The 14,391-nt window shown below is 64.5% G+C and carries 12 protein-coding genes; 10 read left to right on the forward strand and 2 right to left on the reverse strand.

Translation table 11 applies throughout. The features are described 5' to 3' along the window. The 10 genes from ASC78_RS05995 to ASC78_RS06040 form a co-directional block, all read left to right on the forward strand. On the forward strand, window positions 1-2,065 hold a 2,065-nt coding region (locus tag ASC78_RS05995; protein WP_200934274.1), incomplete at its 5' end, for a YadA family autotransporter adhesin. Window positions 2,066-2,082: 17 nt separating this feature from the next. Continuing rightward, on the forward strand, window positions 2,083-2,985 hold the full coding sequence (locus tag ASC78_RS06000) for an OmpA family protein (protein WP_082517448.1): 903 nt from the start codon (window positions 2,083-2,085) through the stop codon (window positions 2,983-2,985). A gap of 81 nt (window positions 2,986-3,066) precedes the next feature. Beyond that, complete coding sequence (locus ASC78_RS06005; protein ID WP_055797888.1) at window positions 3,067-3,813, forward strand: response regulator transcription factor; 747 nt, start codon at window positions 3,067-3,069, stop codon at window positions 3,811-3,813. Window positions 3,814-3,946: 133 nt separating this feature from the next. Continuing rightward, the gene (locus ASC78_RS06010) at window positions 3,947-5,062 is read left to right on the forward strand and encodes a FecR family protein (RefSeq protein WP_055797891.1); all 1,116 of its coding nucleotides are present in this window, start codon (window positions 3,947-3,949) and stop codon (window positions 5,060-5,062) included. A gap of 3 nt (window positions 5,063-5,065) precedes the next feature. Beyond that, window positions 5,066-7,438, forward strand: coding sequence for a CHASE2 domain-containing protein (locus tag ASC78_RS06015; protein WP_055797893.1), 2,373 nt, complete (start codon window positions 5,066-5,068; stop codon window positions 7,436-7,438). Window positions 7,439-7,714: 276 nt separating this feature from the next. After that, window positions 7,715-9,991: a YadA family autotransporter adhesin gene (locus tag ASC78_RS06020; RefSeq protein ID WP_055797895.1), complete on the forward strand. Its 2,277-nt coding sequence runs from the start codon at window positions 7,715-7,717 to the stop codon at window positions 9,989-9,991. Continuing rightward, window positions 9,963-10,856, forward strand: coding sequence for an outer membrane protein assembly factor BamE domain-containing protein (bamE, locus tag ASC78_RS06025; RefSeq protein ID WP_235505004.1), 894 nt, complete (start codon window positions 9,963-9,965; stop codon window positions 10,854-10,856). The genes ASC78_RS06020 and bamE overlap by 29 nt, the downstream gene beginning before the upstream one ends. Window positions 10,857-11,040: 184 nt before the next feature. Continuing rightward, entirely contained in the window at window positions 11,041-11,358 is a 318-nt protein-coding gene (locus ASC78_RS06030) for a hypothetical protein (protein WP_055797899.1), read from the forward strand. Window positions 11,359-11,689: 331 nt separating this feature from the next. Then, the gene (locus tag ASC78_RS28285; protein ID WP_327198113.1) at window positions 11,690-12,091 is read left to right on the forward strand and encodes a hypothetical protein; all 402 of its coding nucleotides are present in this window, start codon (window positions 11,690-11,692) and stop codon (window positions 12,089-12,091) included. Between the two features lie 142 nt (window positions 12,092-12,233). Then, a complete protein-coding gene (locus ASC78_RS06040; RefSeq protein WP_055797902.1) occupies window positions 12,234-12,479 on the forward strand; it encodes a GlsB/YeaQ/YmgE family stress response membrane protein in 246 nt (81 codons plus the stop codon). Window positions 12,480-12,542: 63 nt separating this feature from the next. Here ASC78_RS06040 and ASC78_RS06045 read toward each other — a convergent pair whose 3' ends face one another. Continuing rightward, window positions 12,543-12,929, reverse strand: coding sequence for a RidA family protein (locus ASC78_RS06045; RefSeq protein WP_055797905.1), 387 nt, complete (start codon window positions 12,927-12,929; stop codon window positions 12,543-12,545). Window positions 12,930-12,937: 8 nt separating this feature from the next. Next, on the reverse strand, window positions 12,938-14,080 hold the full coding sequence (locus tag ASC78_RS06050) for a DSD1 family PLP-dependent enzyme (RefSeq protein ID WP_055797908.1): 1,143 nt from the start codon (window positions 14,078-14,080) through the stop codon (window positions 12,938-12,940). Window positions 14,081-14,391: the final 311 nt, after the last annotated feature.

Consider the following 14,391-nt stretch of genomic DNA (forward strand, 5'->3'; position numbering starts at 1 on the left):
GTTCACCAGCGTGACGACGACCAACCTGACGGCCACCGGCCCGACCACGCTGACTGGTGGCACCACCATCGGCGGCAGCCTGACGCTGAACCCGGCCACCACGGTAAACATGGGCGGCAACGTCATCACCAACGTGGCGGCGGGCACGAACCCGACGGACGCAGTGAACCTGAGCCAGGTGACTAGTGCAACCAATGCGCTGACCAGCGCTGGCCTGAACTTCACGGGCAACGATGCGACCGCAGGGGTGGTGCACCGGGATCTCGGCACCACGCTGGCGATCCAGGGCACGGCTGCAACGGCCGGCAGCTACTCGGGCGGCAACCTGAAGACGGTGACCGATCCGGTCACGGGTGCGATCAACCTGCAGATGGCCGACTCGCCAGTGTTTGGCGCCACGACGATTAACGCCGGCGGCACGGGCATCATCAGCGGCGTGACCGCCGGTGTGGCCGGCACCGATGCGGTCAACGTGACGCAACTCAATGCAGTCAGCACGACGGCCAACCTTGGCTGGAACCTGCAGGCCAATGGCGACATTGCTACCAACGTGGTGCCGGGCGGCACGGTGGAGTTTGTGAACGGGCAGAACATTCTGCTTACGCACACCGGCAACACCATCACGGTGGCAACGTCGCCCGATCTGGTGGCCAACAGCCTGACGATCAGCGGCGGGCCGACCATCAACAGCAGCGGCATCACCATGAATGCCGGCAACACGCTGAACATGGGCGGCAACACCATCACCAACGTGGGCGCGGGTGTCAACCTGACCGATGCGGTGAACCTGAGCCAGTTGAACACGGCAACCTCCACGGCGGCCAACATGTGGATCACCGGTTCGCCGACGGTCTACGTGGCGCCCGTCTCGACGGGCACCAACGCCACGGCAGTGGGCTCGGGCTCCTCGGCCACCGGAACCAACAGCGTGGCCGTTGGCACCGGTGCCGCCGCAACCACGGCCAACAGCGTGGCGCTGGGCAACGACAGCACCACGGGCACTGCCACCGCGGTAACGGGCACGACCATCGGTGGAACCAGCTACACCTTTGCGGGTGCGGCGCCGACGGGTGTGGTGAGCGTGGGTAGCGCTGGCGCCGAGCGCCAGGTCACCAACGTGGCAGCAGGGCAGTTGACCGCCACCAGCACCGATGCGGTGAATGGCAGCCAGCTGTATGCAACCAATACCGCCATCTCGAACCTGGGTACGGCCGTTACCGCGGCCCAGACCCACTACTACAGCGTCAACGACGGTGGTGTGCAGCAGGCCAACTACAACAACGACGGCGCCACGGGTGTGAACTCGCTGGCAAGCGGCGTGGGGGCCAGCGCCACCGGCGCGGGCGGCGTGGCGGTGGGCCTCAACTCGGTGGCAACCGGGGGCAACAGCATTGCGGTTGGCGCAGGCTCCGTGGCTTCGAGCGCGGGCGGGATCGCGTTGGGTGCGGGGTCCACGGCGACTCGAGCAGGCATGAACGGGCAGCGCGAAGCCTTCTCGAACGTCTCGGTGTCTTCCACGCAGGGTGCAGTGTCGGTCGGCAGCGCGGGCGGCGAGCGGCAGATCACCAACGTGGCCGGCGGTACCGCAGCCACCGATGCGGTCAATGTGCGCCAGTTGCAGGCAGTGAAGGACGGCGCCATCAGCTACAGCACGAACGTCGACGGCACCACCAACTACAACCAGATCGTTCTGGGCAACGGGCAGGCACCCAACGGAACCGTTATTTCGAACGTGGCGCCTGGCGTCGCGGGTACCGATGCCGTCAACGTCAACCAGCTCAACGGCGTGAGCAACCGCGTCAACGCGCTGGGCGACCAGATCGACAAGGTGGGCCGCAATGCCTACGCCGGTGTGGCAGCCGCCATGGCCGTGCAGATGCCGGGCCAATCGTTGCCGGGCAAGACGGTGATGCGTGTTGGTTACGGCGTCTTCAAGGGCGAGAGCGCCGTGGGCATCAGCTTCCGCCGCACTGCCGAGAACAACGGCTGGAGTTTGACCGGCGGCGTGGGCATGAGCCGCGCGGGCGCGGCGGCGACCGTCGGTGCCGAGTGGGTCTTCGATTGATTCAAGGAATAACGATCATGGAAAAACAACTGCAACAACGTGCCACTCTGCTGGTGTCGACGCTGGTCGGCCTGCCGCCCCTGCTTGCCCTCTTGTGCGTCATTGCACTGGGCGGCTGCGCGAGCCCCGGCTATCCCATTGCGCCGCAAGCCCAGGCAAGCGCCGCCAAGGACATGCCGCCACCGCCCAAGGCCGAGGACTTTCCGAAGCTCGACGCGGCCAAGTGGAAGCAGGGCGCTTTTCCCAGCTTGGAGGCGCTGCGAATGATGCGCACGGGCATGGGCAAGGACCAGGTTCGCGAGCTGCTCGGTTCGCCGCATTTCAGCGAGGGCCTGGCGGGTGTCAGGGAGTGGAACTACATCTTCCACTTTCGCACCGGTAAAGGCCCGGAGTTCACCACGTGCCAGTACATGGTTCGCTACAACGGCGACAGGCTGACCCACGGCATGTATTGGAAAGAGCCGGACTGCGCAATGCTGGTCGATGCGCCGCAGGTCAAGCCGATTCCCGTAGCTGCGCCGGTGATGACCGCGCCGCAGAAGGTGACGCTTGGCGCCGATGGCCTGTTCCGCTTTGACGGCGGTGCCCTCGGCGACCTGATGCCCGAAGGCCGCGCCAAGGTCGAGCGCCTGGCCGCGGATATCAAGCGCAACTTCAAGCGCGTGCAATCCGTTGCCGTGACGGGGCATACCGACCGGCTGGGCACCGCCAGCTACAACGAAGCGCTGTCGCTGGCACGGGCCAACACCGTGCGTGAGCTGCTGGCGCAACAGGGTGTTGAGCGCAACGCCATCCGCACCGCGGGCATGGGTGACCGGCAGCCGGTGGCGCAGTGCCCTGGCGCCGCAAAGACGCCCGCGCTGGTGAGCTGCCTGCAGCCCAATCGCCGCGTGGACATCGAGGTGGCGGGCGATCAGTAAGGATGCCAAGACATAATGTAACTTTTAGTATTAAAAGTATCATTTTGAGCGCTCCGGTCTTCTCACTCACGCCACACTTTTATGCGTATTGCTGTACTCGAAGACGAGCCGGCCCAGATGAGTCTGCTGGTCGACATGCTCCAGCACCGCTTGCTCGTCGTCGAGGAGCCGGTGTCGTGCGTGCCTTTCAGCAGTGGCGAAGCCTTGCGGGAGGCGCTTCGCACCGAAAGCTTCGATCTGCTGGTGCTGGACTGGAACGTGCCCGACCTGAATGGCGTGGAACTGCTGGCCTGGCTGCGCAAGCAGAGGGAGAGCACGGTTCCTGTGGTGATGCTGAGTTCGCGCCACTCCGAACGCGATGTGGCAAGTGCCCTTGGCACGGGGGCCGACGACTACGTGGTGAAGCCTTTTCGCCCGCTGGAGCTGGCCGCGCGCATCCAACGCCTTCTGAAGTCGAGGCACCTTGCGGCGGCAAGCGCGCTGGAGCACTTCGGCGCTTGGGTGTTCGACCGCATCTCATCGAGCGTGGGAATTGGCGCCGCGGGCGCGGAGCCGGCGCGCCGGGTGGCGCTGAGCGACAGCGAATTTCGCATGGCGCTGGCGCTGTTTCGAAACCTGGGCCGGCCGGTGTCGCGCGCGCACTTGCTGGAGTGCGCCGGCCGCGAGGGCGAAACGCCCAGCCGCGCGCTCGACAGCCAGATCTATCGGCTCCGTATCAAGCTACGTTTGAATGTTGCGCATGGGCTTCAATTGCACACCGTCTACGGACACGGCTATCGCCTGGAGGCATCGCATGGCAATGAGCATGCGGCCGTCGGGCCAGTCTAGGCGGCCCCCGTCAAGCAGCAGCCTTGCGTTGCTCGCTGTGTTGTCTTTGACGCTCCTGTCCGGCGCTGCGCGGGCACAGTCCACTCACGTGGTGCGGCCCGGTGAAACGCTGTGGGACATATCGCGCCAGCACATGAGTACGCCGCTGCGCTGGCCCGAACTGCAGCGCGGCAACGCCGTACCGGTACCCGAGCATCTGAAACCGGGTCAGATACTGAAGCTTGCCGGCGGCACTGCGGTCGCCACCGTGGTGGAGTTGTCGGGCAACGCATGGCTCAAAAGAGGTACCGCAGCGCCGCGCGCGCTGGCGCAAGGCGCTGCGGTGTGGGCCAACGATGTGGTGATGACGGATCGTGGCGCCTTTCTCAGTCTGGGTTTGGGCGACGGCAGCCGCCTGGTCATGCCTTCGAGCAGTGCGGTCCAGGTCCTGGTGGCCAATGGCCGAGTCACGCGGTTGCAACTGCTGGACGGGCGCGTCGAGGCGCATGTCGAGAAACAGCGCGGTCGTGAATTCGAGATCCGCAACCGCACGGCGGGGCTGGCGGTGCGCGGCACGCACTTTCGCGCGCGCAACGAAGAAGGTGTGACGACGGCGGAGGTGATCGAGGGAGCGGTGGCTGTGTCCAGCGCGGACCGTCCGGCCTTGCTGCTTGCAGCGGCAAGTGGCACCTTGCTGGAGGGCCCGGGCGCGCTGCAGGCGCAGCCGTTGTTGCCGCCACCGCAGAATGCGCAGCAAGGCGGTGCCCAGACCTCCGTGGTACCGGTGACAGGGGCCACGGGCTATCGCATGCAGCTGGCGCGCGACGATCACTTTCTGCAATTGACCTATGAGCAGCGTTCGAAGCAAGGCGACTTTGCATTGCCCGCGGATTTGCAGCCCGGCTTCTATCACCTGCGGCTCACGGCGTTCGATGCACGGCAACTCGAGGGCATGCCGGGCGACAGCATCGTCTACATCGGCGTGCCCGCAGCTCAGGCCGGCGTACGTCGCATGGACGATGGCCGCTACGAGATCAGCTGGCCTGCGCGGCCGGGTCAGCGCTTTGCGTTCGAACTGGCGCGCACGCCAGCTTTTGCGCCTGCGCTGGTGAGCGAGCCCGCGCTTTATAGCGGCGGCGCGCTGGTCGGCCCGCTCGACGTGCCGGGGCGCTATCACTGGCGCAGCCGCGAAATCACAGCGCCCGGCGCAGAGGCCGTGGTCTTCGAGGGCAGCTTCGACGTTCCCGCGCCACCACTGAAGAACCCCTGACCCGTGTGGCGCCGCTTTCACGCCGAATGGCTGCTGATGATGGCGTTGCTGCCTCTGGCGATGTGGTGGCTGCAGGGGTCGTCCGACCTGTCGCAAATTGACCTCAAGGTGTATGACCATGTGATGAGCGAGGCGCGGGCCACGCCATCGTCAGACATTCTGGTGGTCGGGATCGATCAACGCAGCCTCGACGCGCTGGGGCCTTGGCCCTGGCCGCGCAGCGTGCATGCACAGCTGCTGGAGCGGCTGGCGCCCATGGAGCCCAAGGGCGTGCTGCTCGACCTGTTTCTGGACACGCCATCGGTGGACCCCGAGCAAGACCGGTTGCTGGCGCGGGCCATGACACGGGTTCCGGTGTATTTGCCGCTGCACTTCACGGGGCCTGGCGACACGCCGCTCGACAACGTATCTGGCTTCCAGGAGCCCTTGCCCGAGTTCGCGCGTAGCGCCAAGGCGCTCGGGCACGTCAACATCACTCGCGATGGTGATGCCGTAGCACGTCGGATGTTCTTGCGCGAGGGACGGCAAGGGAAGCTGCAAGACTATCTCGGTTCGTACCTGGCAGGCCACATTGCGGCGCGCGAAGCCGATAGCTCGCCCTTGCGGCAGCGCGCTGATGGTTGGCAGATGCAAGGCGAATTTGGCATTCCGCTGGCCGGACCTGCGGGCAGCTGGCGCACAGTGCCCTACGTGAGTGTGCTGCGAGGCGAGGTGCCGCCGGAGCTGCTGCGCCACAAGATGATCCTGGTCGGGGCTGTCGGCAGTTCGCGGTTGGAAGACGAACTGTCTGTAGCTGGCGCGGGAGCGATCACCTCGCTTCCAAGCATCGAGCTGCACGCCAATGCCATCGACGCCCTGCGCCACGGGACGACGGTGCACTTTGTCAGCGGGGCATGGCTGGCGGCGTGGATCGCCGTGCCCATCTGGCTGGCGCTGGCGCTCTTTCGCCGGTATGCGCGCAAGGCGTGGACCGTGGCCCTTGCACTGGTGGCAATTTGCGTGGGCTTCAGCCTTGGTCTTTTCGGGACGGCGCACCTGTGGCTTCCTCCCTCTGCGCCCGTGCTGGGCATCATCCTGGGCTACATCCTGTGGAGCTGGCGGCGGCTGGACGCACTGATCCATTTTTTCCAACAGAGTGCCGCGGCACTCAATGCGGTGCCAAGCGGTGCCTTCGATCCGGAACGCCGTGCGCCTGTGCGGGCCTGGGACGACTTGCATGCACATACGCTAGTGCTTGACGATGCCATCGACCGCATCGCGCAGATTCGTACGCTGCTCAGCATGAGCTTGTGGCAAATGCCGGTGGCGCTGCTCGTGTGCCGCGACGACGGCACGATCACCACCAGCAATGCGGCGGCACGTGCGCTGCTGAATGCGGAGGCGGCAGGAGGCGCCGAGGCGGACGATCCGCTGCGCGGCCGCACTGTCGAGGCCCTGCTTGCGCAAACGAGCAGCGATGGGGCTGCCGCTCCGCCCGAGTGCGACGCCATGCGGCATTGGTCGGAAGGCATTGGCGTTGAACGCACGACCCCGGACGGCAAGGTATTGCGCGCTCAGGCTGCAGCGTTGAACCGGCTCAGCATGGGCGACACGAACTGGCTGGTGGTGCTGCACGACCTCACTGTAGAGCGCCGCGCCGAGCAGGAGCGCGAGCAGTGGCTGAGCTTCATGTCGCACGACATGCGCACGCCGCAGGTCAACATTCTGAGTCTGCTCGATCTGCGCGCCCACGGTGCTGACTGGCTCGACCAGCCCAAGCTGACCGAGAGCCTGCGCCGCGAGGCCGAGCGGTCTCTCCGTCTCGCCGACGACTTCGTCGATCTCTTGAAGGCCCGCATGCACAGCTATCGGTTCGTGCAGATGCCGGCAGGGACCATCGCGCTGGACGCTGTCGACCAGGTGTGGGCACACGCGGCGCAGCGAGGCGTCAAGCTCTCTGCCGAAGTGCCGACGGAAGAAGACGTCGAGCTGTGGACGGATGCGCCGCTGCTCACGCGCGCCGCCGTCAACCTGCTGAACAACGCGATCCGACACAGCTCTTCGGGCGCGTCGATCCGGCTGTACGTATCGGTGGGCGGCGAGGGAGCGGCGCAACGGGTGTTGATTGCCGTGAGCGATGAAGGCTCGGGCATGTCGCCGGAGGTCATGGAGGCATTGCTGCGTAAAGACGCGGAAGCCGTGATGCCGGCCCGAGGCAGCGATACGGATGCTGCTGCACCGAGCGGGTTTGCTGCGCGTTCGCATGGCGTGGGCTTGGCCATTGTGCGCGCCGTGGTCGATCGCCACGGCGGACGCCTCGACGGCCATAGCGAGCCCGGCGTGGGCACCACCTTTGTGATGGACTTGCCTCGCCACTTTCCGGCCGATCTAACCTGAACTGTCGGCGCTCGGGTTGCGTAGATTGGTTGATCTCTTAATACCAAACTACTCCGATCTGATAACTAGATCACATTCCCCTGCACCTATTCAACTCAATTCTCGCTAAACCTCGCGAAAGCCCCTCTCGCTCGCACCTCGCTCGACACCATAAGGGCAGTGAGGCCTAAGAAAGTTCTACGGCTGTATTGCCGGGACAAGGCCACCCGAGACCCAAACAAGGAGGTAGCGATGCAGAGAACAGATTGGACTAATTCAGGCACAACCCGAGGTCAGTTGACCAAGCGCGCGGTAAGCACTGCACTGGTGTTGCTGGCCGCGTCTGCCGCGCAGGCGCAGATCAAGATCGGCGACAACCCAACCACCATCAATCCGGGTTCCCTGCTGGAACTCGAAAGCACCAACCGAGGCGCCCTGTTCAGCCGCATTGCGCTGACCGACCGCAACACCTGGGGCCTGAATGGGAACCAGCCGGTCGAAGGCATGGTGGTCTACAACAGCACTGCAACAACGGGCGTCAACGGACTACAGGCAGGCCTGGTGGTGTGGAAGAACGGCCAATGGATCAGCGTGGACGAGACGCCGTACTTCCACACCAATTCAAACCTGACGGGCAATTCGACCTTGGCAAATTCGGGGGCCACTGGTGCCAACTCCATTGCTGTTGGCCCCAACGCGGTTGCCTCTGCCGCCAACACGTTGGCCGTGGGCTATGGCGCCACAGCAGCTACTGCAAACAGTGTTGCCCTGGGCGTCAATGCCAATGCGAGCAATGGCGGCATGGTGGCTATAGGCGCTGGCGCCCAGTCGCTTGCACAGAACACGATCGCCATTGGCGGTACGGCGAGCGTCCGGTTGGGCATCGCCATTGGCTTTGCGTCCAATTCTGCCGGTAACGGCGCCGTCGCCATCGGCGATGCAACGACTTCCAATGCGTTCTCCACAGTGGCGCTGGGCCAGAGTGCAGTGGCCACGAATGACTACGCCGTCAGCATGGGGCGCCTGGCGACTGCGAGCAACGTGCGAACCACTTCCCTCGGCGCCAACTCGGTGGCATCGGGCATCGCGGCAACATCCGTTGGATCGATGGCCAAGGCCACCGGCAACTATGCAACGGCAACCGGCGGACGGGTCTACATGCTCAATGGTGCTCCGCTAGACAGCACCTATACCCCAGGCACGGGGTTCGCAACGGCGTCCGACAGCTTCGTAGACACACAGGCAACAGGTGTGCTGGCGACGGCCAATGGGTCAGGGGCGAGAGCCACTGCGGACCAAAGCTTGGCGCTGGGTGCGTTAAGCCAGGCGAGCCAGGCCGGCGCGGTGGCGTTGGGCGCGGGCTCCATCTCCGACCGTGCGGTAGCTCCCACAACGGGCACCATTCCAGCCGGCAGCTTCGTCATCGACTACAACACCACCGACCGAACGCTCCTCGGTGCGGTTTCCGTCGGCAATGCCACCAGCTACCGCCAGATCACCAATGTGGCCGACGGGACGGAGGCAAACGATGCCGTCACGGTCCGGCAGTTGTCCGGCGCGCTGCAATCCTTTGCTGTCACCCCCACCCTGTATTTCCACGCGAACTCCAGCGCCGCGGATTCGCTGGCGATCGGCACTGAGTCGGTGGCCGTGGGTCCTCAGACGGTGGTCAACGGCAACAACGGCGTGGGCATCGGCAACGGTGCCGTGGTGCAGCAGAGCGCGCCCGGCGGCATTGCCATCGGACAGGCAGCCACGTCGCACATGGCGGACTCCATTGCGTTGGGCACTCAGTCTTCGGCCGCGGCTGCTCAAGGTGTGGCCATCGGTGCGGGAACGATCGTTAACCAAGCCGGGGGTGTCGCGCTCGGCGCTGGCTCGATCGCTTCGACAGCTGCAGGCGTGGCAGGCTATGTTCCGCCTACCGCCACAGACTCGCAGCGTGTAGCCATCGGAGCAACCACCAGCACGCTCGCGGCGGTGTCGGTCGGCGACGCGGCCAGCGGCCAGTTCCGCCAGATCACGGGCGTGGCCGCGGGCGCTGCCGACAGTGATGCGGTGAACGTCTCCCAACTGAAGGCGGTGCAAGGCACGGTGGCCGTGATCGATCAGTCAACGGTCAAGTACGACACCAACCCCGACGGCACGATCAACTACAACAGCGTGACCATGGGTGGCAACAGCTCGACCGGCCCGGTAAAGATCAGCAACGTGGCGCCCGGCGTTGCCGGCACCGATGCGGTCAACGTGAACCAGTTGAACAGCGGCATTGCCTCGGCTAACGCGTACACCGACTCGCGGGTGAACAGCCTGCAGAACACCATCGAACGCAACACCAAGATGCTGTCGGGCGGCATCGCCGCATCCGCCGCCATGGCGGTGGTCACGCCAGTGGAGCCGGGCCGCTATCACGTGAGCGGCGCAGTCGCCGGCTACAACGGCCAGGCGGCGATAGGCATCAACCTGCTCAAGCGTTCCGACAACGGACAGACCACTTTGCACGGAGGCGTGGGCTGGGGCTCCGGCGGCGGCAAGGCGATCGTTCGTGTTGGTTTCGGTTTTTCGTTCGATTGATCGAGCACTTAGGAGCAATCGCATGAAACAAGCAATTCAATTCTTCCTGTCGGCTGTGGTGCTGGCTGCCACCGTCGGCTGTGCGTCGACGAACGGCTCTTCGGCTGCCTCGGCCGAGCATTCGGTGAACTTCCCAGATATGGACAGGGCCTGGCTCAAGAACGGCACGTTCGTCGACGTGGAGCAACTGCGCCGCATCGGTCCTGGCATGACGAAGAACCAGGTTCGCGAACTCATCAGCTATCCGCACTTCAGCGAAGGCCTGTTCGGTCCGCGCGAGTGGAACTACATCTTCAACTTTCGCACAGGCAAGGGCCACGAGTTCATCACCTGCCAGTACATGGTGCATTTCGACAAGGACATGAAAAGCCAGGACTTCCACTGGAAGGGAACGGACTGCGAGGCGATGCTGAAGCCGGTTGCTCCTGTGGCAATGGCCATGCCCGCGCCCGCACCTGCTCCGGTCATGCAGAAGCGCGTCACCTTGAGCGCGGATGCCCTTTTCGCGTTCGATCGGTCGGCCGCTAATGACATGCTGCCCAAGGGGCGCGCCGAACTCGATGAACTCGCCCGGGCCCTGCATCAACAAGGCGTGGAAGTTCAAAGCCTGCAGATCACCGGTCACGCAGATCGGCTTGGCAGTCAGCCCTACAACCAGGAACTGGCGCTTCGCCGTGCAAGCACGGTACGCGACTATCTGAAGACATCTGGCCTTCGGGTGCCAATGCACGTCGGCTCGAGTGGTGCGCGTGAGCCCGTGACCATGAACTGCAAGGGCACGGCCCGCACGCCCGAACTGATTGCATGCCTGCAGCCGGATCGCCGAGTGGTGGTCGACATCACTGGTCAAGCGGCATCGAAGTGATTGCGCGATGGGGGCTGGTTGACCAGACATGAGGCTGAAGCGCGTCAAAAGTCACAACCAACGAGTTTTGACGTGTATGCCTTGTGCGTCTCTCCTGGCCCCTCGGGCGTTCTTGATATCAGGCTGCGCTTGCGCTTGGCTCCCCGGGCGGGGTGCAGCCGATTCTGAAACTCAAGGAGATCACATGAAGATTCAAAACACGATGTCCCGCATCCTGGTGGCCACCGCCATGGCTCTCGCAATTGCGCCTGCACTCGCGCAAGGTGTTGCACCGGCAGCAAAGAAGGCAGACATGCCGTCGGTTTCCGGCAATACGCAGATGCCGGCAGGCACGCAGAACCAGACCGGCGGCCCAATGGGCGAAACGGGTACGACCATGCAAGCCGCAACACCTGCTGCAAGCCCACAGCCGACGGCCCGCGCCGTGGCCATGGCGCCGGCTCCTCAGGCAGAACCTGCCCGCCGCCCGGTCGTACGCCGCGCCCGTGCCGACCGAGGCTGATTCCCCATTGCACACACACGCGGCTTAACCTTTCTGGTTGCGCCGCGTGTTCTTCATTTGCCTTTGCATGCACGGATGCATCCTTCGAGTTTTCTCGGCTACGCGATTTTTCTGCCTCGCTGTCGTTTGCGCCGCGCTGCTCCTTCAGGCATCGGGTGCCACAGAAGCTGCTCCACCTGTAGTTGATGCAGAACCAGCCGACGTTCGCGTGCTTGCGCAAGCAGCGGTTGGCACACGCGACAACCAGGGCCTTCCTTTCGCGATCGTCGACAAAAAGAGGGCGCGCGTTTTCATCTATGGGGCGCGCGGTGCCTTGCAAGGAGCATCGCCCGTGCTGCTGGGGCTCGCGCGCGGGGACGACTCCGTGCCGGGAATCGGCGAGCGGAAGATGTCCGAGATACGCCCCGAAGAGCGCACCACGCCGGCGGGGCGCTTCAATTCGGAGCCTGGCATCAACTTGCAGGGCGAAGACATTGTCTGGATCGACTATGACGCGGCAGTGTCCATGCATCGCGTCCGAACCAACAACAAGAAGGAGCGGCGGCTGGAGCGGCTTGCTTCGGCGCATCCCGAGGACCACCGCATTTCCTATGGTTGCGTCAACGTTCCTGCCGACTTCTACGATGCTCACGTGAAGCCGCTGTTCGGCAATGCACCCGGCGTGATCTACGTACTGCCCGAGAAAAAGCCTGCGCGCGAGTACTTCAAGTTTCTGCCGGACGCAGGTAGGTGATACAGCGTTGGACGTGCAGGAAAAAATATTCTCGCCAGACAGCAAAAAATCACAACCCTGAGGCGCCCTGACTTTTTCGCGCATCCATGACTGCTAGTCTCAGCTTTCATGGCCGCTTCGGCCTAATCAAGGGAGTAGATAAATGAGTTTGTTGTGGTTTCTCGTCGTGGGTCTGGTTGCTGGCTGGCTGGCTGGCATGCTCGTCAAGGGTGGCGGCTTCGGCCTCATCGGCGATCTCGTCGTAGGTGTGATCGGTGCCGTCTTTGGAGGCTTTCTGTTCAGTACATTCGGCGTTTCGAGTGGCGGCGGTCTTTTTGGCAGCCTTGTCGTCGCAACGGTGGGTGCCGTGGTACTGCTGATCATTGTCCGGCTCGTCAAGCGGGCATAGCGCGGGCGAGAAAAAGCAGATGCAAGCCGGTCGCGCTATGCGGTTGAGCGCGGGCCCGGCAGTTCAGCCCAGCGCGACGGCTTCGACCTCGACCTTGAAGCCGAAATGCAGCGGTCCCGTCGGCACGATGGCGCGTGAGGGCCGGGCATTGCCGGCCCACTCCGCATAGATCGCATTGAATGCCGGCCAGTTCTCGATGGCATCGAGATAGACGCGCACCTGCACCAGCCGATCGATGCCGCTCCCGGCCGCCAGCAGTGCCGCCTTCACGTTGTCGAGCACCTGGCGCGTCTGTTGCTCGAAGGAGGCTTCGGCCAGCCGGGTGCCGTCGGCCGTGATGGGCAATTGCCCGGAGACGAAGACGAAGCCGTTGGCCACGATGGCGTGGCTGTAGTGTCCGCCCGGTGCTGCAAGGCTCGCTGGCGCAATGGGTTCAATGCTGGTGCTCATGTTCTTTTCTACCAGCCGTGAAACCTGCTCCAGGTGGCCAGCGTTCCGTCGTGCGCCAGCGCGTGGTACTCGGGAAACTGCGCACCAGTGGCGCACGCATGGTTGGGCAGGATGCGAAGTTGCGTGCCGATCGGAAAACGAGCCTCGATGTCTGCGTCGGGTGCGCCTTCGCGCGACAGGATGCCGTGCTCCTGGTTGGCGCCGCTCAGCACATAGCCTTCGAGCACCGCCCCGTCGACACTGCAAACCTGGCCGTAGCCGTGGTCTTGCTTCTGCTTCTGCGTACCGCGGTCGCGGCTCATTGCCATCCAGCCCGCATCGACGATGGTCCATCCCTTGTCGGCCTGGTGGCCTATCACCGTGGTGAGCACGCTGAGTGCGATGTCCGACGTACCGCAGACGCCGATGTTCTTCATCACCAGATCGAACAGCACGTAGACGCCGGCCCGTACTTCGGTCACGCCGTCCAGGTGCTCTGCCGACAGCGCGGTGGGCGTCGAGCCGACGCTGACAACGGGGCAGGGGAGGCCGGCCGCGCGCAGCCGTTCGGCCGCGTGTACGCAGCCTGCGCGCTCCTGTTCCGCCATGGCGGCCAGCGCCTCGCGAGTGTCGAGGTCGTAGCTGGAGCCCGCATGCGTGAGCACGCCGCCAAGCCGCATGCCGCCCGCATGCAATATGCGTCCCACGTCGAGCAGCGCCGCTTCGTCGGGCTTGATGCCGGAGCGGTGACCATCGGTGTCAATTTCGATCCAGACTTCGAACGCCTCGCCTTGCGCACGGCCAAACTCGGTGATCGCGGCGGCCGAAGACACGCCATCGGTGATGATCTTCAGGTCGCATCCCTTGCGCCGCAATGCAAGCGCCTGCGGCAGCCGGTGCTGCGCCATGCCAACGGCATAGAGAATGTCCGTGATGCCGTCGGCAAAGAATTGCTCGGCCTCCTTGAGCGTGGAAACGGTGATGCCCTGGGCGCCGGCGGCGAGCTGCGCACGCACGATCGGTGCGCACTTGGTGGTCTTCACGTGCGGACGAAAACGCTTGGAGAGCGCGTTCACGCGCGCCTGCATGCGGTCGATGTTGCGCTGCATGAGCGGCAGGTCGATGACGGCGGCCGGCGTGTCGAGCGCCGCAAGGTGCGATGGTGTGTGCATGCGCCGTACTGTAGGGATTCGACGGGCGTGCGTGGTTTAAAAAAACTGCATCGACCGTTAAGCGCGGCTGAATGTTCCATGTCCAAGACCTCCAGCTTGCCGCAGCGCACAGGCACCCTCGCTCAGCGCCGCTGCGCGGGCACTCCCCGGGTTTTTCAACGCGTCACTGGGCAAGCTGCCGGCAGCGCGGCGCTGACTAGGCCTTTCTGCCCCGGCCACGGCCCGCCCGCGCTTCTCCGACGGCGCAACTTCGCGTAGGCCGTTTTCGCCAGCCGGTTCCGATGGGATTTTCCGGGGCTAGCATCGGTCGA

It is taken from the genome of Variovorax sp. Root318D1, assembly GCF_001424835.1.
Taxonomy (GTDB): domain Bacteria; phylum Pseudomonadota; class Gammaproteobacteria; order Burkholderiales; family Burkholderiaceae_C; genus Variovorax.

Excerpts from the sequence above, each read along its gene's own strand:
- ASC78_RS06010 (WP_055797891.1), top strand. The coding sequence starts at position 3,947 with ATGAGTACGCCGCTGCGCTGGCCCGAACTGCAGCGCGGCAACGCCGTA.
- ASC78_RS06045 (WP_055797905.1), bottom strand. The coding sequence starts at position 12,929 with ATGAGCACCAGCATTGAACCCATTGCGCCAGCGAGCCTTGCAGCACCG.
- ASC78_RS06040 (WP_055797902.1), top strand. The coding sequence starts at position 12,234 with ATGAGTTTGTTGTGGTTTCTCGTCGTGGGTCTGGTTGCTGGCTGGCTG.
- ASC78_RS06050 (WP_055797908.1), bottom strand. The coding sequence starts at position 14,080 with ATGCACACACCATCGCACCTTGCGGCGCTCGACACGCCGGCCGCCGTC.
- ASC78_RS06030 (WP_055797899.1), top strand. The coding sequence starts at position 11,041 with ATGAAGATTCAAAACACGATGTCCCGCATCCTGGTGGCCACCGCCATG.
- ASC78_RS06005 (WP_055797888.1), top strand. The coding sequence starts at position 3,067 with ATGCGTATTGCTGTACTCGAAGACGAGCCGGCCCAGATGAGTCTGCTG.
- ASC78_RS06000 (WP_082517448.1), top strand. The coding sequence starts at position 2,083 with ATGGAAAAACAACTGCAACAACGTGCCACTCTGCTGGTGTCGACGCTG.